This window comes from Brevibacterium renqingii, assembly GCF_017808095.1.
GTDB lineage: Bacteria > Actinomycetota > Actinomycetes > Actinomycetales > Brevibacteriaceae > Brevibacterium > Brevibacterium renqingii.
Map to the genome: position 1 here is coordinate 1,023,239 of NZ_JADBHG010000001.1, position 21,522 is coordinate 1,044,760.

At 63.7% G+C, this 21,522-nt stretch carries 13 protein-coding genes and 1 tRNA gene; 7 read left to right on the forward strand and 7 right to left on the reverse strand.

What is annotated here, in order from left to right; genetic code table 11:
* Positions 1-89: 89 nt before the first annotated feature.
* Both IIE29_RS04645 and IIE29_RS04650 read right to left on the reverse strand, forming a co-directional pair.
* On the reverse strand, positions 90-2,480 hold the full coding sequence (locus IIE29_RS04645; RefSeq protein WP_209323982.1) for a YhgE/Pip family protein: 2,391 nt from the start codon (positions 2,478-2,480) through the stop codon (positions 90-92).
* Entirely contained in the window at positions 2,477-5,323 is a 2,847-nt protein-coding gene (locus IIE29_RS04650; protein WP_209323983.1) for an MMPL family transporter, read from the reverse strand. The genes IIE29_RS04645 and IIE29_RS04650 overlap by 4 nt, the downstream gene beginning before the upstream one ends.
* A gap of 135 nt (positions 5,324-5,458) precedes the next feature.
* Here IIE29_RS04650 and IIE29_RS04655 point away from each other — a divergent pair, with 135 nt between their 5' ends.
* Both IIE29_RS04655 and IIE29_RS04660 read left to right on the forward strand, forming a co-directional pair.
* A complete protein-coding gene (locus tag IIE29_RS04655; RefSeq protein ID WP_246475682.1) occupies positions 5,459-6,121 on the forward strand; it encodes a TetR/AcrR family transcriptional regulator in 663 nt (220 codons plus the stop codon).
* Between the two features lie 100 nt (positions 6,122-6,221).
* Complete coding sequence (locus IIE29_RS04660) at positions 6,222-7,229, forward strand: hypothetical protein (RefSeq protein ID WP_209323984.1); 1,008 nt, start codon at positions 6,222-6,224, stop codon at positions 7,227-7,229.
* Positions 7,230-7,255: 26 nt separating this feature from the next.
* Here IIE29_RS04660 and IIE29_RS04665 read toward each other — a convergent pair whose 3' ends face one another.
* Positions 7,256-8,431: a C45 family autoproteolytic acyltransferase/hydrolase gene (locus IIE29_RS04665; RefSeq protein ID WP_209323985.1), complete on the reverse strand. Its 1,176-nt coding sequence runs from the start codon at positions 8,429-8,431 to the stop codon at positions 7,256-7,258.
* A gap of 28 nt (positions 8,432-8,459) precedes the next feature.
* A complete protein-coding gene (locus tag IIE29_RS04670; protein ID WP_209323986.1) occupies positions 8,460-9,542 on the reverse strand; it encodes an MBL fold metallo-hydrolase in 1,083 nt (360 codons plus the stop codon).
* Positions 9,543-9,864: 322 nt separating this feature from the next.
* Between IIE29_RS04670 and IIE29_RS04675 the strand changes: the two genes are divergently transcribed.
* The 3 genes from IIE29_RS04675 (at position 9,865) to IIE29_RS04685 (ending at position 14,650) form a co-directional block, all read left to right on the forward strand.
* A complete protein-coding gene (locus IIE29_RS04675) occupies positions 9,865-11,301 on the forward strand; it encodes an APC family permease (protein WP_209323987.1) in 1,437 nt (478 codons plus the stop codon).
* A 1,522-nt stretch (positions 11,302-12,823) separates the two neighbouring features.
* Entirely contained in the window at positions 12,824-13,249 is a 426-nt protein-coding gene (locus IIE29_RS04680; RefSeq protein WP_209323988.1) for a hypothetical protein, read from the forward strand.
* Positions 13,250-13,483: 234 nt separating this feature from the next.
* Complete coding sequence (locus tag IIE29_RS04685) at positions 13,484-14,650, forward strand: IS1249 family transposase (protein WP_209323989.1); 1,167 nt, start codon at positions 13,484-13,486, stop codon at positions 14,648-14,650.
* A 186-nt stretch (positions 14,651-14,836) separates the two neighbouring features.
* Here the strand turns inward: IIE29_RS04685 and IIE29_RS04690 are convergent, their stop codons facing one another.
* From IIE29_RS04690 to IIE29_RS04700, 3 genes are all read right to left on the reverse strand, one after another.
* Positions 14,837-15,166: a hypothetical protein gene (locus tag IIE29_RS04690; protein ID WP_209323990.1), complete on the reverse strand. Its 330-nt coding sequence runs from the start codon at positions 15,164-15,166 to the stop codon at positions 14,837-14,839.
* A gap of 271 nt (positions 15,167-15,437) precedes the next feature.
* Positions 15,438-15,528: transfer RNA gene (locus IIE29_RS04695), tRNA-Ser, on the reverse strand.
* A gap of 127 nt (positions 15,529-15,655) precedes the next feature.
* On the reverse strand, positions 15,656-17,923 hold the full coding sequence (locus tag IIE29_RS04700; protein ID WP_209323991.1) for a maltokinase N-terminal cap-like domain-containing protein: 2,268 nt from the start codon (positions 17,921-17,923) through the stop codon (positions 15,656-15,658).
* A 263-nt stretch (positions 17,924-18,186) separates the two neighbouring features.
* On the opposite strand from IIE29_RS04700, the gene ilvA reads away from it, so the two are divergent.
* Both ilvA and IIE29_RS04710 read left to right on the forward strand, forming a co-directional pair.
* Entirely contained in the window at positions 18,187-19,458 is a 1,272-nt protein-coding gene (ilvA, locus tag IIE29_RS04705) for a threonine ammonia-lyase IlvA (RefSeq protein WP_209323992.1), read from the forward strand.
* A gap of 287 nt (positions 19,459-19,745) precedes the next feature.
* Positions 19,746-21,464: a carbon starvation CstA family protein gene (locus IIE29_RS04710; protein WP_209323993.1), complete on the forward strand. Its 1,719-nt coding sequence runs from the start codon at positions 19,746-19,748 to the stop codon at positions 21,462-21,464.
* Positions 21,465-21,522: the final 58 nt, after the last annotated feature.

Below are 21,522 nucleotides of genomic sequence, written 5' to 3' on the forward strand. Positions count from 1 at the left end.
CTGCCGAGAGCCCTATCCATGACAGGGAGCTCGGTGTGTGACCAAAGCTGCCTGTCGTGGACCGAGCTCTGGGCGAAGCCCGCCGCGCCTCAGGCCATGGCGAGGGCGGCTTCGGGCTTCGTGGTACGAGCACGCACGATCGCCAGCAGCGACATGACGATGCCGATGACCGCCCATGCGAGCAGCCCTCCGTAGGCCGCAACCTGTCCGGTCGTGCCGGCCGCGATCGCTGCGAAGCCGTTCATCGACGGAGTCAGCGGCAGGATCGGGGCCACGAAGTCGAAGAACTGCGGCACCGCTCCGATCGTCCGACCGGCCACGGCCAGCACCACGGCGATCACCGACAGGAACCGGCCCACACCGCCGAACCACGCCACGAGGGCGAAGTTGAGGATCATGAACACTATCGCCGAGGCGAAGGTGAGGACCGCGATTTCGAAGCCTTGGACCGCGTCGATGTCCATCACGGTCACCGCGAGGATCGAGAGCACGAGCGCCTGCAGCGCCCCGACGACCACGCCGGGCACCAGCCCCCGCAGCCACACCGCGAAGGAGGACCGGGTCGAGAGCAGGGTCGAGGCCGGGATCGGTTTGAGCACGGTGTAGGTGACGAGTCCGCCGACCCACAGCGCGAGCATGATGAGCAGCGCGACCGTCGAGCCCTGCAGCACGTTCGTCAGACCGTCGCTGTCGGGTGCCTTGATGTTCGCCGAGGCGACCTTCGCCAAGCGGTCCCGTTCCGGAGCCGTGTACGAAGGCACGTCATCGGCGCCGTCCTTGACCCCGTCAGCGAACTTCGTCACGCCCTTCGCGTACTTGCCTGTGCCCTTGTCGAGGTCCTCGAGCCCGTCGGCGAGGTCCGAGGTGCCGGTCGCCGCTTCGGAGACGCCTTCGGTGTACTTGCCCACACCGGTGCTGTACTGGTCCAGCCCGTCGCTCAGCTGCCCGGCTCCGTCGGAGAGCTCTCCGGAGCCGTCGGCGAGCTTCCCGATGCCCTTGGACAGGGCAGGCATCCCGTCGGCGAGCTGCTGGTTGCCGTCGGCGACCCCGGCGGCGCCCTTCCGCAGCCCCTTCGAGGCTTCGAGGAGCTTCGGAGCGTTCTTCGAGATGTCCTCCATGCCCTTCTTCAGCTTCCCGAGGCCGTCCTCGAGACCTGTGACGAACTTGCTCATCCCGTCGCTGAGTTCGCTCGCGCCGTCGGCCAGTTCGTCGGCACCGCCGAGCAGCGAGGATCCGTTCTTCTCCTGTTCGAGCCCGTCGATGGCCTGGTTGAGCCCGCCCGAGGTGCCGTTCAGCAGACCCTGCGCATAGGCCTGTTCGATGCCCTGGCAGACCTGGTCGGGAGTGCCTTCCGGGCACATCTCGGCTCGGGCCTGGTCGGCCTCTCCTGAGGTCATGATGCCTGCGGCGACGAGCCCGTCGAGGTCGGGTTTCGTCCCGGCCAACTGGTCGGCCTGGTCCGCGCCCTGTTTCAGACCGTCACGGTACTGATGCAGCCCGTCGGAGAGTCCGGAGGCTCCCTCGGACACACCCTGAGCGCCTTTGTCGAGCTTCTTGCCGCCCTTGGTGATGTCGTCGAGGCCGCCTTCGCCGCCCTCCCCGGATCCGGAGAAGCCCTTGATGATCTGATCGATGGACTTCGTGTACTGGTCGACGCCGTCGGAGAGCTCTCCCGAGCCGTCTGCGAGCTTCTGGGTGCTCTCGGGCAGCTTCGACGTCTGCTTGTCGATCTTGTTCAGGCCTCCGGACAGTTCGGACGCGCCTGACGACAGCTCGCCGGCCCCATCGGCCAGATCCGAGGCGCTGGTCTTCAGCTCACCGCCCGAAGTGCTCAGCTCGTCCATTCCCTCGGACAGCTCATCTGCGCCGCTGGCGGACTTGTCCGTGCCTTCCTTCAGCCCTTTCGCGCCTTTGTCCAGCTCCCCGGCGGCATCGCCGAGGCTCTTCATCTGCTCGCCCATCTTGTTGAAGCCGAGATAGATGTTGTCGAGATAGTTCTCAGTCATCTGAGTGTTGAAGGTCGTGCGGGCCACCTCGGCGACGGAACGGGAGATCTGCGTGTCCGTGGCCGGGGCGGTGCCGGAGACGTCGACGTCGAGCTGCGTCTGCGTCGCCGACTTCGCGTCATCGACCGAGGTCACGGCGCGGGAGAAGCCTTCGGGGATGGTCAGCTTCGCGGCGTATGTGCCGTCGGAGAGCCCCTGTTTCGCGTCCTCCTCGTCGGTGATGACCCAGTGGATGTTGTTCTCGTCCTCACCCACCAGACCGCTGGTCAGCTGCCGGCCGATCGGCACGGTCTTGCCGTCGACCTTTGCACCGTCGTCGTTGTTGACGATGGCGGCTTCGATGGTCTCGAGTCGATCCCCGCTCTTCCAGGTGGCGAGGATGAATCCGGCCGCCACGATGATCGGGATCAGGACCAGGCCGATCAGCGAGAACCAGTTCACCGGTCGCTTCGAGTTCGCACGTTCGAGTCTCACGACTGCACGCCTTCCATGTCGGTGCCGACGGCGGCGTGGATGGGCTCGCCGCCTTCGCTGTCAGTGTCGCCTCGCTCATCGGGCCGAGCCTCGTCGAGGTCGAGGTGGAAATAGTTCGTCTCCGGGGTGAGGATCCCGGTGACGTCGCCATCGGGCAGGCCGAGGACGACGGTGGTGCCGGCCGCGACGAGTTCGGGCAGGAGCTCGGTCAGGCCGCGTCCGGGCTCCGCGGCGAGTTCCTCCGCCCCGTCGACGACGAGCAGGTCCGGCGCCGAGGCGGCCAGCCGGGAGAGGTCACGCTCGCTGATCGCCTGGCTGCCCTCATGACCGGCGAGGTCGAAGTAGGGAACCTCGCGGCGGACCCGGCCGGCGTGTTCGGGCAGGACGTTCTCACCGATCTTCATCTCGCCCGCGGTGAGTCCGACCCGACCTGACACCGCCAGCAGGAGAGCCCGGCGGGCGGCGCCGCTGGCGACGAGGATCTGGCCGGGAGACAAAGAGATGTCGACGCGGGCGAATCCGCGATCACCGGAGAACACGCCGATGCCGCGGCCGTAGACCCGGTAGCCGGAGTCCGGTTCCGGCCAATCGCGCAGAGCCACCTCGTGGGCCAGGCCCTCGCCTTCGACGTCGAGTCTCGGCAGGAGCCGGTCGAGCCACTTCGGCAGCCACCAGGCCTTGTCGCCGAGCAGCTGCATGATCGCCGGGACGAGGGACATGCGCACGAGGAAGGCATCGACGAAGATGCCCGAGGCAAGGGCCAGTGCGATCGACTTGATGATCGGTTCGCCGGCCGGGACGAAGGCGGCGAAGACGGAGAACATGATGACCGCGGCTGCCGAGACGACTCTGGCCGAGGACGCGAAGCCGATCCTGATCGCGTCCTTGGCGGATGAACCGTGGACATAGGCTTCGCGCATCCCGGAGACGAGGAAGACCTCGTAGTCCATGGCCAGTCCGAACAGGATGCCCATGACGATGATCGGCAGGAAGCTGATCACCGGTCCGGTCGAGTCGATGCCCAAGGGAGCGGCGAAGTAGCCGTCGTGGAAGACGAGGACGACCGTGCCGAAGGAGGCGAAGACCGACAGCAGGAAGCCGCCGGTGGCCTTGATCGGAACCGCGATCGAGCGGAAGACCATCATGAGCAGGATGATGGAGAGCCCGACGACGAAGATGCCGAAGGGCAGCAGCGCCTTGCCGAGCTGGTCGGAGACGTCGATCTGGATCGCCGTGGCACCGGTGACGGCGGTGTCGAAGTCGAAGTCGTCTTCGATCTCATCGCTGAGCGTTCGCAGACGGTCGACGGTGTCCAGCGTCGCCGGGTCATCGGAGGCCGTGGTCGGGATGATCTGGAACAGAGCGGTCGTGGCGTCCCGGTTGGGGGTGGCCATGATGACCTGTTCGACGCCTTCGACGTCCTCGATGCGGTCCTCGATCTTCTCGACGTCGCCGAGCGGGTCGTCGCTGGTCACGATCTGGCTGGTCATGACCAGCGGACCGTTGTAGCCGGGACCGAAGTGTTCGTCGATGAGGTCGTAGGTCGTCCGTGCCGGAGTGCCCTGCTCCTGATCACCAGCGGTGGGCAGGGACAGCTGGAGCTGGGTGGCCGGGATGGCGAAGAGTGCGAGTCCGACGACGATGACGACGATCGTCAGCAGCGGGATCTTCGTCACGGCCTTCAGCCAGCCGGCGAAGAACGTGTCCATGATCGTCTTCGGATAGGGCTCGCCCGCCTCGGCGCGCGCCTCGGCAGCGACCTCCTCGCGTGTCGTCGCCCGCGCCGAGGCGGCTGCGAAGGCTTTCCGATAGCGCTTGGTCGGCTTCGGGGTGATCCGGGACTTCGCGAGCCCGAGGAGTGCCGGGATCATCGTCAGGGAGATGAGCACGGCCACGGCCACCGCACCCGAGGCGCCGATTCCCATGATGGTGAGGAAGGGGATTCCCGCCAGAGAGAGTCCGAGCAGAGCGATCATCACGGTCATGCCGGCGAAGACGACGGCGGATCCGGCCGTGGCGACCGCGCGTCCCGTCGCCTCCAGGGGGTCGTGCCCCTCGGCGAGCAGGGCCCTGGCGCGGGAGACGATGAAGAGCGCATAGTCGATGCCCACGGCCAGGCCGAGCATGAGCGCGAGCATGATCGACGAGGAGTTGATCGCGCCGAAGGCCGTGGCGCCGACGACGAGCAGCACGGAGATGCCGACGCCGATGAGCGCGGTGACCAGCGGCATGCCCGCGGCACGGAAGGATCCGAGCGTCAGCAGGAGGACGATGAAGGCGATGGCCACGCCGATGCCCTCGACCCAGGAGATCGAGACACCGGTGATCTGGAACAGCTCGCCGCCGCCTTCGACCTCTGCTCCGGGCAGAGCGTCGCGCAGCGGGTCGAGGGCATCGAGGAGTTCGTCGCCGGCGTCTTCGCCGACATCCTGCTGGGTGCCGTCGTACTGGACGGAGATCATGGCCGCGGATCCGTCGTCGCTGATCGCCCCCTTGACCATCTTCGAATACGGGGAGGTCACCGCGTCGACGTGCGGCAGGTCCTCGAGCCGGTCGACCTCGTCGGAGATCGCGTCCTCGTACTTCGCGTCCTCGACCGATTCGCCGTCGTCGGCGACGACGATCACCGAGGCGGAGACTCCGGCCGCCTCGGGGAACGTCGACTTCATCGAGTCGAGTGCGTTCTGGGCCTCGGAGCCGGGAAGGGTGAAGTCGTCGTCGAAGTCCTTGGCGAATGCGGCGACTCCGGCGCCGACGAGTGCGAAGATGAGCAGCCACGCGGCGATGAATCGCCACGGGGTCCGGTACGCACGGCGTCCGAGGGCGTAGAGGAAAGTTGACACGAAAACCTCGATACAAAAGTGTATTGGATACAGTATTGTATTGTTGTTGAATCCTCACCGTCCGTGCAAATGCATCCCAGGAATCCTGAGGATTCCCATGAGATGTTCAGCTGCCGATACGATCCCGCCACCGAAATGACGATGAACACAGACGAGCTCAGCCCCCGCAGACAGCAGACCCGATCCACTCTTGTGCAGGCCGGCATCTCCGTCTTCGCCGTACGCGGCATCGACGGCGCTTCGATCGAGGAGATCTGCGAGGCCGGCGGCTTGACCCGCGGCGCCTTCTACTCGAACTTCTCCAGCCGCGACGACCTGGTGCTCGCCATCATCGAGATGCGCACCTCGGAGAACCTCGACCGCCTCGATCAGACGATCCGACGGTGGACGGAGCAGCTGACGGCCACCACCGAGGCGCCGGAGATCAAAGAGCTGATGACGAAGTTCATCGACGACGTCTTCAACGAGAAGAAGCAGACGGTGGCCGAAACCATCACCGAGCAGGAGATCGAGCTCTACTGCATCCGCGTCCCTCACCTCTATGCCCGCTTCGTCGAGCTCAACGCCTCTCAGCTCGATCGGCTCGCGGCCCTGGTGAGCACGGCCCTCGACGTCGCCGGAGCCACACCGAATCAGCCGATCTCGGAATTTCTCACGGTCATCATCTCCGTGTTCAACCGGATCGCGCTGACCGCGGCCGCCGGTCGACAGATGCACGAGCACGTCGACATCGATCCGAGCCTCATCGTCGAAGTCCTCATGCAGCTCATCGACTTCAGCCCCTGCGCCTCTGACTGACGAGCCGGTCAGTCGGCCGCCTCTGACTGACGCGCCGGAGGGCCGCTCCGCGGCGATCGTTCCGCTCACCTCTGTGGCCTGAGGCACTAAGGTGGTGCCCGTGAACGAACTCCAGCGCGAATACTCTGCCTTCATCAACAATATGGACGTCCGCCTCGGCGCGTTCGTCCTCGCCGATCTGCCCGAGACCTTCGAGAAGGAGGACGGGGAGACCGTGAAGTTCCCGAAGGATTTCGGGTCGAAGTCCCTGCCGATGCTCGAGCTCTTCGTGCTCTCGAAGTTCCCCAGCACCGAGGCGATCCTCGAGGCCGAGAATCGACGTTTCTTCGAGGGGCTCATCCGCTACCTCGGCGAGACCTATCTGCGCGCGATCGGCGGGGTCTGGGACCACGACGAGACGACCGGCAACGGGATGCCGTTCATCCGACCCGACACCGAGGAGGGTCCGGCCGCCGGTGAGCCGATCCCGCTCGTGGCCATCGTGCTCACGGCCGTCGATCAGCGCAGCGCCGAGGTGTTCACCGCGGTGCTCGACAAGGCGAGGGAGAACCTCGGCGGGGACGGGCTGCCGCGCCGCAAGTGCACAGGGCTGTCGCTGGGAATGCTCACGGCGGAGAACTCGAGCGAGGAGGAGGTCGAGTTCCTCTCGCGGTTCATCGGCACCGTCGAACCGGGCATCGCCGCCTGGACGCAGGAGCAGGCCGAACCCGCCTCGTGGGGATTCGACCGGGAGAGCCTGGCGCGGCTGGGCAAGCAGGTCGCGGTGCGCTACGACACCCGCGAGGACATGATGAGCGAGGAGGAGACTCCGTTCGTCGCCGGCGCCATGCGCTTCATCGGCGAGACCGTGCGCCGGATCGGCTTCGGCCAGTGGCGCTACGGCACCGAGCTCGAAGCCGACGATCCGCGCAGCCGGCAGCCGTTCGTCCGCTTCGTCATCGGCGATCAGAACCTCGATCTCGTGCCCTGGCGCCTCATCCAGGCCGCCCTCGAGGACTCCGAGGCGATCGCCTCCGCGCTCGATGCCGTCATCGAGCTGCGGGAGAAGGAAGCCTCCGAGGCGGCTGCGTCGGATGGCGACTCGGCCGGAACAGACGACGAGGACTGAGCGGCGTTTCAGCCCCAGCGCCTCGCTCAGAGCTGGAAGCGGCGGTTTCCGCGCAGACCCTCGGCGGGTGATCCGGGAGCGAGATCGATCTGCAGCCGGCCCGGGTCGATGCGCACGGTCGCCAGAGTCGCCGAGCGATCTCCGTAGGCGGCATCGGGTGCCGGAGTGCAGCACACGGGCGCTTCCTCCGGTCCGCTCGTCAGCAGCTTCGTGAGGTCGCCGATCGTCACAGGCGCCGCGGACAGGGCGTCGGCCCCACCGTCGGCGGGAGCGGCTTCGTTACGCGCGTCTGCTGCGCGGTCGGCCCCGACACGCTCGGCCTCGAAGCGCGCGACGGCCTCTTCGAGGTGACGGTGACGGGCTCGCGAGGTCGAGTCGGGCCGCAGCTCGAGCGCTCCGTCGAGCAGATCGGGATGGAGGAAGTGGTTCGTGTGGATGAGGAATCCGTCCGCTCCCGCCCGTCGTTCGCGCTTGGCCCCGGCTGCGATCTCGACCTGGACGGCCGCCTCGGCGGTGATGACGGTGATGATCGACGAGGACGAGGTCGGGGCCGAGTGGATGATCTCGAGTGCCTCGTTCAGGCTGTCGGCCTCGCAGAGCACACGATCGAGGATCATGTGGATGGGCACTCCCCCGGGCCCGTCGTCGGTGTGCTTGAGGATGTTGAGCAGGACGCCGACGCCGGCCTCGTTGAGTCCGATCTTGCCGAGCATCCCGTATTCGGCGATGCCGACGTGGCGGTGCTGACCGGGAACGGCACCGACATCGTTGATGTGCCACAGCGTGGAGAAGTCCGCGGCCCAGTCCCAGTTCTGCGCGGCCACCGAGGCGCCCGGGCAGGTGCTGCTCAGGGTCGAGCACTCGGTCTGTGCGGCCTCGGCCTGGGTCATGATCTCGGTGCGCGCGATGATCTCCATCAGCTCGGTGGTCTCGATGCCGGCACCGGCCGCCACCGCCTCGACCTCCTCGGCGGCGGGCGGCGACCATTCCTGCAGCCGCGCCCAGCTCGACGCCGCCGCTGAGCGCACGTCCGCCTCGGTGATGGACAGGTGGGAGAAGTAGCGACGATAGGCACTCAGGGCGGAGCCGATTCCGGTGCGCAGCTCCTGCCCGCGCCTGCGGCCGCGGTCGATATGGTCGGCGGCCCGGACCGCGAAGGTCTCGGGCCGCGCCTCGGCGGCGGGGACGAACTGTGCGCTCATATCGGCTCCTCCTCAGCCCGGCCCCGGCTCAGTCCGTGCCCACGAGCGAGCCGACGCCGATGTCGATACCGAGATAATGCATGTGCGCGGCGGTTTCGGCAAGAGCGGCGAAGAGGTTGAACCTGTGCAGACTGTCGAAACCGCGCGACCAGTGCAGGCCCTGCGCGATCGAGTAGACGCTGTGATCGTCGGTGGCATCCATGCGGGCGCGGATCTCGTCGAGGCGTTCGCGGTGGTGCTCGACGAGCTCGGTCTTGCGGTCATGGAGCCCGCTGAAGCGGAATCCGTGGGCGGGCAGCACCGCCACGTCTTCGGGGAGCTGCCCGATCTTCTCCAGCGAACCCAGATAGTCCTTCAGGCTGTGCGTGATCGCGCCGCTGTCGAGCCCGATGTTCGGGGTGATGGTCGGCAGCACATGGTCGCCGGAGAACAGCAGGTCATCGTCCGCGCGGACGAACGCCGAATGCCCATAGGTGTGGCCGGGGGTCCACATGGCCGTCACCGTGCCCTCGCTCATGGGCAGCTCGGACCCGTCGTCGAGGACGTGGATCCTCTCGGGCACACTGTTCATCGCCTTCTGGTAGAAATCCGACGCCCCGCTCCCCCGACCGGACCTGCTCGAACCCACCTGCAGACTCTCGACCTCGGCCCAGCGCTCCTCGGGAACCCCGTAGGCACGTGCGATATTGAGGTTGGGGTCGATGCCGGTGCCGAGGTCGACCGTCTGGGAGAAGAAGCGCTTGATCGAGCGCAGGTCCTCACCGTGCATGGCGATCCAGGCAGTGGGATTCTCCGCCAGCAGTGCGGGCACCAGGCCGATGTGGTCACGATGGTAGTGGGTGATCGCGATGCCGTGGATGTCGGCGACTCTGAAGCCCAGATCCGCCAGCGCCGAGGTCAGTGCCGCGTACTGGTCCCTGCCGTCCCAGCCCGGGTCGATGAGGACGACCCCGGAACCGTCGACGACGGCGTAGCAGTAGGTGTAGACGAGCGGGTTGTCCGGAATCGGGACCGGAATGGCCCAGACCCCTTCGGCGACCTTCTCGACCGGGGGCAGGACCCGGTCCCTCCATGCCGCCGACTGCCGGGAACTGAGCGTTTCGATCGCCATTTCTGTTTCACACCTCTCCGTGGGGCCACATTGTCCTCTCCTCGCAATCTACTCTGTTTCCCTTAGTTACTGAAAGGTCATTCGGTGACTGGACGGATCGTGTCCGGCCCTGCCGTCGCGACTACCGATATCGTCGGCATACTTTCCATATACCGTCGTTTTCGGCATGCAAACCTACTGCTTTTCCATAAAAACGTCAGATAGGGTTTCGTTTTCAGTACCGGAACCGCTAAGATCATGACGCACATCACTGTCGAGACGCACGCAGATCGAGAACGACGCGCGCAACGGCAGAAGGCAAGACTCATTGGGGAGGATTGATATGGCTGCTTCGGGCTCGCTGAAGCGCAACCTCGGGCTGTGGTCCATCGTCGGACTCGGCCTCGGATACATGACACCGACGGTTGTCTTCGATACGTTCGGAATCGTATCCGGCGAAACCGAGGGAGCGGTGCCCTCGGCCTATCTCATCGCTCTCATCGTCATGATCTTCACGGCATTCAGCTACGGCAAGATGGTGAAGATCTTCCCCACCGCGGGATCGGCGTACACCTATACGCGCGAGACGATGTCTCCGGGACTCGGGTTCCTCGTCGGGTGGACCTCTCTCATGGACTACCTGCTGCTGCCGATGGTCAACTGCCTCATCGCGCGCCTGTACATGGAGTCGCTCGTGCCCGATGCTCCCGCCTGGGTGTGGGTCGTCGTCTACACAGTCGTCATGACCGCCATCGTCTCCTCGTCGATGCGCGGCACGGCGAACTTCAATGGCGTCCTGCTCGTCTTCGCGGTCACGATGGTCGCGCTCTTCTGCGTCTTCGCCATCGTCAATCTCACCAACGGCGAGGGCGCCGGAGTCGTCTTCAGCCCCGAACCGTTCGTCCATGAGGGCGTGCAGCTCTCCGCACTGCTCACGGGCGCCACCGTCGTCTGCTTCTCCTTCATCGGCTTCGACGCCGTGACGATGTACGCCAACGAGGCGAAGCACATCAGCATCATGCCGAAGGCGATCATGCTCACCGTCGTCTCCGGCGGCGCCATCTTCCTCGTCGCCAGCTACTTCGCCCAGCTGCTGTTCCCGGACAATTCGCAGTTCACCATCGTCGACGATCCGCTGCCGGAGATCGGCTTCCTCACAGGCGGACACATCTTCCAGGGCTTCTTCCTGGCCGCGGCCTTCGCAGCCACGGTCGCCTCGGGACTGGCCTCGCACGCCTCTGTCTCGCGCATGCTGCTGGTCATGGGTCGCAATGGCGTCCTGCCGCGGAAGACCTTCGGCTACATCAATCCGAAGACGCACACCCCGGTGTTCAACATCGTCCTCGTGGGCGCGGTGTGCCTGCTGGCGATGTCGTTCAGCCTCGAGCTCATCTCCGCGCTGATCAACTTCGGCGCGCTCATCGCCTTCACCTTCGTCAACCTCACGGTGATCGCCCACTATGCGTTCCGGACCCAGCAGGTCGTCGACCTCAAGACGACTTTCAACTACGTCATCATGCCCGCCATCGGTGCCGTCCTCACCGGTGTGCTGTGGGTGAGCCTGCACAAGACGGCGCTCATCGGCGGCGTCATCTGGCTGACCATCGGCATCATCTACCTGGCAGTCATGACCCGCGGCTTCCAGCGCTCGGTCCGCAGCTTCGACGACCCCGAGGCGGACGCACAGATGTCCGAGCCGGAGGTGCCCGAGTCCGAGGCGTCGGAGCGAGAGGTATCGGGGCCGGAGTCACCGGAGTCGGGATCGCCTGTCCGGGACTGAGTTCGACCGTCCCGGCGGGCCCGCCTCCGCCTTCATTCCCGAACGCGTGTCTGTCCGAGAGGTGACCGCGCTCGAGTAATGAGGAAGGCCGGCAGTTCACGAGCACGACGAAGCCCCCGAACGCATCGCTGTCTGCGATATGTTCGGGGGCTTTTCAAACGGCGGAAGCGGTGGGATTCGAACCATTGTATTGCCCCAGGCGAGGGGCGCGTTCGTTGAAATTCCGGGGTTTTGCGTTGCTCGGTGATGTTCGCTCATGCTCCAGCGTGTGTCCAAATTCTGTCCAGATTTGGGCCACAATTGCCGTCAGGGGCGCTTGCCTAGAGAGTTCGATTAGCCTCATGAGTCGTACACCCTATGCATAGGGTGTACTGCTGATTTCAGCTGCAAGGGCACAGGCCCAGCGAAGAACCGAGAGGACCCTCATGCACGAACTCAGCGCACCACTCACAACCGCCCTCATTAGCGGCTCTTCGCAGATGAGGGCGTAGTCGCGGTTGGGGCGTTGCTGACCGGAGAGGTGTCACGCTACCTTTGCGATCCCTGACCTCGTGACGTTCTGCACGCTCGACGGCCTCAGCCCGCGACCTGTCAATAAATCCTGCCCCTGGCGCGGCTTAACGCAGGGAGGCCATGGATCCGGGGAAAAAACGCACCCCTCACAGCATACGGATGTCGTGATAGTGTGCTTTCAATCAAACAAGGAGAGCTATCATGAAATTTTCGAAAATTTCTACTATCGGCGTGTCCGCAATCTTTGCATCTGGGCTAATTATGAGTTCAACCCCGGCTTCGGCGGAATCGATTAATTCAGATAATGAGGCCTTGGTAGGAACAATTGAGATACCGGCGCAAGGGACTTGCGGAGGATCGTTTAACCCGAAAATCCTAGGCGGCGAGGCTCACTGGACTATCGACTGCGTTAACGGGAACGCTGGAGTAAATGGGTGGGTCAAAGACACGCGCTCAGACGGTAAATGCATTCAAGTGAAAGCTACCTGGAATGACGGTACTACAAAACTTTCGCCGCGCGCGTGTCCCAAAAACAATAAGAAATCGTTTGAGCTAAGAGGCCCCGGGAAGACTGTGAAGGCCTACGTATTTCAGTCGTGAAACAGAAGGGAAGTTGTCTGATGAAACCGAAAAGCCTTAAAGCACGTCACAGGTTCTCCGCTGCATGCGCTGCAATCACCCTCGCAGCAACGACACTCATGGCTGGCCCTGCAGTAAGCGCCAGCCTTTCGGACTCGCCGAGCAACACCTCGGGGAACGCACACGCTAGTGTGCCTGTCGGTGTCCTAGCTAGTGCGCCGCGGTACATTACGGGCTACACCGACCACTGTGAAACTCGACTGAAGCAGCGGAAAATCAGTAAGGGCCACGCGGAGTCTGTTGTAGAGAATAATTGGAGAAGCGCCTACAAGGACAGAAAGCATGGGACCTGGCAGTACCAGGACAAGACGGTCCTCATATCGTTGAATAACGGCGGGGCCTGTGTTACCGCAACGCGTCTGTGAAAGCTATGTCCGACTATCGACTGCTGAGCTACAAGGCAGACAGAGACAATAGAGTAGTCTATTTTTCTACTAACCTTGAAGAGGATAGCGATATTGAAGTCGTTACTTTGCACGCTTCCAATCCAGGCGACCCTCAAATAAACGTCGACTATGTTGAACCCGGAAATCTTGCCGGGATCGAGATTCTAGCCTATGACGCTTACCTGCCCCCGGCGCTACTATCCGCGCTCTCGGAGCATCTTTCCGGAACTGTAGAACTTAATATCGAAAACTCAGTGATATACTTCCAGGAGGATATTTCATCAAGCAAATCCCCTAAGCTTGAAGAATATCGTTTAACAAGCTCTGCGAGCACTTTTGTGGGGCACTGCCTGTTTACAAACGATGGTAAGATACACAGCATCGCCCTCCCTCAAAAGCTAATCTTTTAGTGTAGCGATCATGGTGCGCTGTTCGTATTCTTGCGACCTTCATGGTAAATTTTTGTTTTTTAAGGGCTCTTCTTATTTAGAAGTGTCGGAGTCGGACGAGCAGGGTAGCCCAACTCGAACACGCCCAGGGATAAGAAAAAAGGGTTATAGGCCAAAATGTGTGTACAGGATAGCCTGCTTGCCCAGTAGCCAGTAGGGCAAGACCGGGCTGAACATGCTCTGCAACCATGTTCAGTGCCCAATCCCAGAAATCACCCCATATGTGGTGTATGTGCAAACAAGCTCGTCAAGAACGGCAAAACCAGTGCCGGACGCACCAGATGGCGGTGCAAACACTGCGGCTCCTCAGCAACTCAGACGCGCACCGATTCAGCGAAGAAGGCAGACTTCACTAGCTTCATCGCATGGCTGACCAGCACGCAACCACGAGGCGATTTCGCTACCAGCACGCGCACCTTCACCCGAAAGATCCAATGGTACTGGACCGTGACCCCCAGGGTGGCTCCGACAGGCGAAGTCCATGACCAAATCATGCTCGACGGCACCTACTTCAACGGCTGGTGCGTGCTCATCGCCTACACCGGCACCCACGTCATCGACTGGCAATGGTGCGACCAGGAGAAGAACGCGTCCTGGACAGCTCTCATCAACCGCATTCCTGCCCCTGTTGCGGCGATCGTCGATGGCAACGGACCATTGACGACAACGATCAAGCGACTCTGGCCAACCACCCGCATCCAACGGTGTCACTTCCACATCCGACAGGCCGCGCATCGGTACCTGACCAGGCGGCCCGTCTTGCCGGCGAACAAGGAACTCCTCGGCCTGTTCAAGCTGCTGCCGAAGGTCACCAGCCTCGACGAGGCTGCGAGGTGGATGGCCGCGTTCACCTCCTGGGAAGCACAGTGGGAGTCATTCCTCAAACACCGCACCCAGGTGCGGCCAGGAACACTGCGACCAGCACACGTGAAGCCGGGACAGCACTGGTGGTACACGCATACCAGGACCCGTCGAGCCCACAACCTGCTGGCAGGGCTAATCCGTGACAATCACCTGTTCACGTGGCTCGAACTGGCCGAAGACGGCTACACGATCGCGAAGACCACGAACCCATTAGAGGGCAGCCCGAACAAAGCGATCAAGGACTTCCTGCGAGCCCATCGAGGACTCGACATCGACCATGCCCGCCGTGGAGTCGACTGGCTGTTGTATCTACGTACCGAGGCACCCAAAGACCCGTGGTCTTTCGTTACTCCACGAGCATGGACACAATCGCGCAACGTCCCGAAGGCGGTGAAACCCGAGACGGGCCGCAAGGAGACAAATCTTCTCTACGGAACGGGATTCAGTGTCGAAGATGGCAACGGGATCCAGAAGGGCTGGGGCGGCAGACCCCAGTGAAGACCAGCATCGACACGCCCTGCCCATACACACATTTTGGCCTATAACCCAGAAAAAAGCCCCTCACCGCCAGTCAAGGCAGTGAGGAGCATTCGGGCAATGACTCGGGACGATGTATTAAGTTGGCGCCCCTAGTTGCCTTTGATGCGAGGACTACTCGGGGCTACCTCTCCCTTTACAGTGAGGCTACCCCTTGACTGAAATATCGTCCTTTCGGATCACAATCGTTTGACCGTCCTCAGTCATTCCGTCGATAGCTTCCTCCACATGCACGGACAACAGGCGCCACGCCGCATCTTCAGCCGTCAACCCCGACTGCGCCCAGATCGTCTCCGGATGCTGCCCGGCAATATCATTGATCCGCTCTTCCAAGTCCGCTTGAGTGGACTCGACAACCGCCGATCTGGGCAAGACCGGATCGACCGTACGCACAGCAAAAGACGTCTGGCTAATACGTTCCACGTGGCCGACAGATTCCAATGCCGCCGCAAGGTCATCTAGGGTAGGTTTTATCATTGATTCACTTCTTTACTTGCGCGGATAAGCAGTAATGACATTGTAAGAGTCCGCGGCAACCAAAATTAATGGGTGGTAGGTCCGCTTGACCTTACCGTTCACAATAACTCTTACGGGAGCGGTGTATCGGTAAGTATCATTCTTCTCTGCGTAGCTCGAGTACGATGGAGCTCCGAGAATCGACTCGTAAGAGAACACCATGAACTCTTCCCATCCCGCCTGTCCCGCGTGTTAAAGCGGATCAGGGGGCTTAACTGTTGAGCGGAAGCGGTGGCGGAAGCGGTGGGATTCGAACCCACGGTGCGGGGTTGCCGCACAACGGTTTTCAAGACCGTCTCCTTCGGCCGCTCGGACACGCTTCCTTTGGTTCCACCCCCGCTGGTGCATGGATGGAGGCGAACCCGGCCTGCCCGACACGAGGTCGAGCCACCATAGTTTCTCACAACTGGAATGGCATCTGCCAATCGCGTGACTCGGCTCCGGACGCGGTCAGTCCTGCTTTCGCTTCTTCATCCTGTCCCGCTTCCTCGCCGTGCCCAGGAGATCGTCGAATACCGAACCCTGGGTCGTCTCCGTTCCCTTGTCCGCCCTTCTGGCCTCACGGTTCGGACCCTTTCCGGCTTCGTCTTCGGAACCGTGGGAGCGTTCGCTCCAGGTCTTGCCGAGCTTCGGAGCCTCCGCCGGTTTGGCAGGCTTGGAGACGTCGTAACCGGTGCTGTCGGCGTCCTCGGAGGTGGCACCGCGGGCGGCGAATGTCGCAGGGACGCGCTGGACGGGAATTTCCGCCTCCTCCTCGTCGGCGAATTCCTCGTCATCGACGGTTTCGCCATCGGCATCGTCGTGAGGCGGAACGACAGTGGAGTCGGCCTCGTCATCGATGTCCGGCGCGACGTTCGCAGCGACCGTGTTCTCCGCGGTATCGGCGACTGGGGGCTCGTCGCCTTCGGCCTTCGAGGAATCTGCAGCATCGGAGTCTGCGGACGAGTCCGCCTCGATGTCTTCGACGTCCTCGGTGCCAGCGGTCGAAATCGCCGCTGCGACAGCGCCGGCGGTGCCCCTGGGCGCAGTGTTCGGCTCCGCCGCCTCCGGCTCTTCAACGGACGCGGCTGCGACGGGCTCCGCCTCGGCGCGGGCGGGCTTGCCCTTGAGCACGAGGGTGAGCGTGGCCAGCGGCACGGAGAGCCAGTTCGGGCGATTGCGCAGTTCGGTGACGACCTCGACGAGCAGACGGTCGACGAGGGCGGCCCGCAGCACCGGGTCATTCAGCCCGACGCTCTCTCCACGTGCCCGGGAATAGCCGGACAGCAGCGAGTTCTGCACCTGCGAGGCCCACAGGTATTCCGGGGAGTCGAAGATCGCGCGCAGTGCTGACGGGTCGTTGCCGAAGCCGTTGACGACCAGCGATCCGTCTTCGGAATCGAGCGCGTCGGTGCGCTGCAGGCGGGCGAACCCGGCAGCGTAGTCGATGCTGCGCAGCAGGGCCACGAGGTCGAGCGCCGGGGGCTTCGGATCGGAGTTCGTCGAATCCGTGAACTTCACGACCGAATAGCCGTCGGACGGTGAGCTGACGACATGGTCCAAAGTCAGCTCGCCGTGGATCTTCTGCAGAGTGCCGATCGTCTCGAGTCCCTGCACCTTCGCCCGGTGGGCCCGCAGTTCGGGAACCAGCGAATCCAGCGCCAGCGGAGCCCGGCCGATCGCCCAGTCGATGCGTTCGATCCACTTCTGCACCAGCTGCTTGGTCGGTTCGCCTCCGCCTTCGACGATGCCGAATTCGGCGGCCATGTCCGCGTGGAGTTCGCCGATGCGCCGCCCCATATCGGCGGCGTGGGCGTTGTAGGCTCCGATCGATCCGGAGTCGACGGCGCAGACAGTGTCGACGGCTTCGCGCCAAGCGGGTTCGGCCTCGACGTCGACGTGGGACAGCAGCGCCATCGGCGCCTCCATCTCCTGGACCTCGAACATGTCGTACCAGCGCCCCGAGCCCCAGCCGATGACTTCGGGCACGCTGCGCGAACCCGCCTCGGTGAGGAGGACCGGGATCGTCAGCGAGGACGGCATCCCGTTCTCGAGCACCCGGAAGAAGCTGAGCTCCAGCGGCTCGTATTCGTCGTGGATGATGACGGTGGATTTGTGCGGCCCGGAGTCCGCGACCTCGATCGGTCGGATGGCGACCGGCAGCTCATCGCCTTCGGCGACCTCGATGGCGGCCTTGGACGGCTTCGGGGGAACCGCCTCGGCGGGGGTGGCTGTCGACGATGACTTCGCCGAGGCGGGTGTGCCGTTCGCGGATACGGGGAAGGGCATCGGCGCCCGATCCCGAGCCTCGGTCTTCTCCAGGCTGTGGCGCAGCGATTCGGTCGACAGCTGCCCGCCGTCGAAGACCTTGCGTTTGGTGATGGCATCGGCCATGAGATTGACGAACACGGGGTCCGCGGCACCGTCGTAGACGTACACAGGCCCCAGGGCGAGGTCGTCGATCTGCCCGATGAGAGCATGACGCAGGTGCATGTCCTCGGCGCCGCGCAGGGTCAGCGGAATGTTGAGCCGGCGCAGGGTCGGACCATCGCCGACGGAGATCACGGTCACGAGACCGACGAAGCCGCCGAGTTCCTCGGCGGTGTAAGTGAACGCGCGGGCCACCGACATCGGGGTGATGTCGGGGTCGTTCCCGAAATCTGCAGCGAGCTTGGGGAACCACGGCTGCCGAGGTATCCAGCTGGCTAACAGTTGTTCGAGCTCACTGCTGATGGCCATGTCGTCTCCTTGAAGGGATTACGGGCATCCTCCATCCAATCATGATAGGGGGCGATCACCGATCATGGCGCACCCGAAACCCCCATGCCCGTGCCGTAATCAGGCGGGATCGCGACGGATTCGAGGCGAGCGCGGAGGCGCCGGCGCGGCCGCCGAGGGCCCTTTTCGCGGTTCGATTGCTGCACATTTGCTGTCCTTATGTCGATACGAGTTGCCAAATGGCAAGACAGAAGGCGCACAATGGTCTGGTGGTTCAAACAGACATGACACTCCAGAAGCTCACACTCGCCGACGAGGTCGAGGCCGCTGCGTCTCGAATCGCCGATTCCGTCATCCTGTCACCACTTCAGATCTGCGAGCGGCTGACGGCCGCGACCGGGTCGACCATCTACCTCAAGCGCGAGGACCTGCAGATGGTGCGCTCCTACAAGATCCGCGGGGCGTTCAATTTCATGCTCCAGCTCGACGCCGACGAACGGGAGCGCGGAGTCGTCTGCGCCTCCGCGGGCAATCATGCGCAGGGCTTCGCGCGCGCCTGCAAGGAGCTCGGCATCCAGGGCACGATCTTCGTGCCCAAGACCACTCCGAAGCAGAAGATCGAGCGCGTACGCCACTTCGGCGGCGAGCAGGTGACCATCGAGATCGCAGGCTCCACCTACGACGACGCCTCCGCCCTGGCCCATCGCTTCGCCGAACGCAATGACGCCCTCCTGGTCTCGGCCTTCGACGATCGTCGCACTATCGCCGGTCAGGGCACCGTCGGCGCGGAGATCCACGCGCAGCTCGGGACCGACCCGGACTACATCATCGTTCCTGTCGGCGGCGGCGGAGTCATCGCCGGCATCGCCGCCTACGCTGCCGAGCGCATGCCGAACACGAAGATCATCGGTGCCGAACCCGCCGGAGCCGCCTCGATGATCGCCGCGCTCAAGGCCGGCCACCCCGTGACTCTGGAGAACATCGACCGGTTCGCCGACGGCACCGCGGTCAAACGCGCCGGCGCGCTGACCTTCGACGTCGTCTCCGAGCTCGGCCTCGACATCCGCCCCGTCGCCGAGGGCGCGGTGGCCACCGAGATGCTCGACATGTACCAGGTCGACGGCATCATCGCCGAACCCTCCGGCGCCCTGGCCTCTGCCGGCATCGGCGGCCCCGATTCGGACAAGCCGATCACCATCGACCCCGGCTCGACCGTGGTGTGCCTGGTCTCCGGGGGCAACAACGACATCTCCCGCTATCCCGAGATCCTCGAACGCTCCCTCGTCCACGAGGGCCTCAAGCACTACTTCATCGTCGACTTCCCGCAGGAGCCCGGCGCCCTGCGCCGGTTCCTCAACGAGGTTCTCGGCCCCGAGGACGACATCGCGATGTTCGAGTACGTCAAACGCTCCGACAGGGAGACCGGACCGGCCTTCGTCGGCATCCAGCTCGGCTATGCCGAGGACCTGCCGAACCTGCTCGAGCGGATGGAGGCCTCGTCGATCGAGGTCGAGCGCGTGCACCAGAATTCGCCGATGTTCCGCCTCTTCGCTTAAGACCCGGGGCGGGGCGGGGCGGAGCTCGACCCGAACGGTGGTCGCAATCGGATACTTCTGCTCGCCGGAGGTGTCCGATTGCGACCACTGTCTGCATTCCCGACCAGCACCGGAGGGGAACTGTGACCGGCCACAGGGATCCGGACACTGTCGGAGGCGAACAGGGGGCTCCAGGAAGAAGAACGCTTGCTAGGATGCAACGAAACAACAGATCCTGACCGGGTCACAACCCACCTGCAGCCGGGTGAGGACGACGACTTCGTCCAGTCGCCGAAAGGAATTCAAAGATGAGTCCCGTACTGCTTCTCCTGCTCGGAGTCGCGATCTTCGCATTCGGGTACCTGTTCTACTCGAAGTATCTGTCCAGACGGATCTACCGGCTCGACGGTGGATTCGCGACGCCGGCGCATGAACTGCGCGACAACGTCGACTACGTGCCCACCAACAGATTCATTCTCTGGGGTCACCACTTCACCTCCGTGGCAGGAGCCGCTCCCATCGTGGGACCTGCCATCGCCATGATCTGGGGGTGGCTGCCGGCATTCCTCTGGGTCACCATCGGCACGATCTTCTTCGCGGGAATGCATGACCTCGGCTCCCTGTGGGCCTCGACGAGGAACAGGGGACAGACCATTGCGGCGCTGTCGGCTCGCTACATCGGCAGACGCGGAGCCGGGCTCTTCCTTCTGGTCATCTTCATTCTCGGGTTCATGGTCATCGCCGCGTTCTCCGTCGTCATCACCGATCTGCTCGTAGCGCTGCCTTCCTCGGTCATCCCCTCCTGGGGCGCCATCGGCGTAGCCTTGCTCGTCGGTGTGGCGATCTACAAACTGCGGTGGCCCCTCATTCCCGTCACGATCGTCGGAGTCGCCGCCCTCTATGCACTCATCCTCCTCGGCGACCGGTTCCCGGTGTCGATGCCGGACTCGTTCCTCGGGCTCGAACCTACGGCCCTGTGGATCATCGTCCTGCTCGTCTACTGCGGAATCGCTTCCGTACTGCCCGTCTGGGTGCTGCTGCAGCCCCGCGACTACATCAACGGCGTCCAGCTCTTCATCGCCCTCATCCTCCTCTACGGCGCTGTCATCACCTCTGCGTTCTTCGGCAGCGGACACGAGCTGGTCGCTCCTGCCATCAACACCGATCTGCCCGCGGGCACGCCGAGCATCCTCCCCCTCCTCTTCGTCACGATCGCCTGCGGTGCCATCTCGGGCTTCCACGGTGTCATTGCATCCGGAACCACCGCCAAACAGCTCAACTCGGAAACCGATGCACGATTCGTCGGATATTTCGGTGCCGTCGGAGAGGGAATGTTGGCGCTGGGGTCCATCCTCGCGATCGCGGGCGGCTACCGCACAGTCTCCGAGTGGGAAGAGGTCTACAGCAAGTTCGGCGATGCCGGTGTCCAGTCGTTCGTCGAAGGAGGCGGCATGCTGCTGGAGACCGGGATCGGATTGCCCGCAGGGCTGAGCGCAACCGTCTTGGCGACGATGGCGGTGCTGTTCGCCGCGACCACGCTCGATACGGTCGTCCGGCTCATGCGTTATGTCGTCCAGGAGATCGGCGGAAACATGAACATCCGGCTGTCGAAGGTGCCTGCCACTGTCGTGGTGCTGGTCCTCGGCGGCGGTCTGACGTTCTCACAGGGAATGAGCGGAGAGGGCGGTATGCGCATCTGGCCGCTGTTCGGCACGACGAACCAGCTGCTGGCCGCACTCACGCTGATCGTCATCGCCGTGATCCTCATCCGCAAGCGTCGGAACCCCTGGCCCGCTCTGATCCCCCTGGCTTTCGTCTTCGTCCTCTCGTTCTGGGCTGCGATCGAACAGCTCGTCTCGTTCGCCGACCCGGCCGGCCCGGACTGGCTGCTTCTGGCCATCGACATCGTCATCATCGGGTCGAGCATCCTCGTCTCGATCGAAGGGATCGCGGCGATGCGTCGCGCGGCGAAGGAGCCGCCGGAGTCCGACAGAGCGGACGCAGAGCTCGCAGAGCAGCAGAAGTGAACGCTTCTCCCCGCCGCTGAACGCCCCTGCCCCGTGGCACCGTCAGCCACTAGAGTGG

Excerpts from the sequence above, each read along its gene's own strand:
- IIE29_RS04655 (WP_246475682.1), top strand. The coding sequence starts at position 5,459 with ATGACGATGAACACAGACGAGCTCAGCCCCCGCAGACAGCAGACCCGA.
- IIE29_RS04665 (WP_209323985.1), bottom strand. The coding sequence starts at position 8,431 with ATGAGCGCACAGTTCGTCCCCGCCGCCGAGGCGCGGCCCGAGACCTTC.
- IIE29_RS04670 (WP_209323986.1), bottom strand. The coding sequence starts at position 9,542 with ATGGCGATCGAAACGCTCAGTTCCCGGCAGTCGGCGGCATGGAGGGAC.
- IIE29_RS04675 (WP_209323987.1), top strand. The coding sequence starts at position 9,865 with ATGGCTGCTTCGGGCTCGCTGAAGCGCAACCTCGGGCTGTGGTCCATC.
- IIE29_RS04680 (WP_209323988.1), top strand. The coding sequence starts at position 12,824 with ATGTCCGACTATCGACTGCTGAGCTACAAGGCAGACAGAGACAATAGA.
- IIE29_RS04690 (WP_209323990.1), bottom strand. The coding sequence starts at position 15,166 with ATGATAAAACCTACCCTAGATGACCTTGCGGCGGCATTGGAATCTGTC.
- IIE29_RS04700 (WP_209323991.1), bottom strand. The coding sequence starts at position 17,923 with ATGGCCATCAGCAGTGAGCTCGAACAACTGTTAGCCAGCTGGATACCT.
- ilvA (WP_209323992.1), top strand. The coding sequence starts at position 18,187 with ATGACACTCCAGAAGCTCACACTCGCCGACGAGGTCGAGGCCGCTGCG.
- IIE29_RS04710 (WP_209323993.1), top strand. The coding sequence starts at position 19,746 with ATGAGTCCCGTACTGCTTCTCCTGCTCGGAGTCGCGATCTTCGCATTC.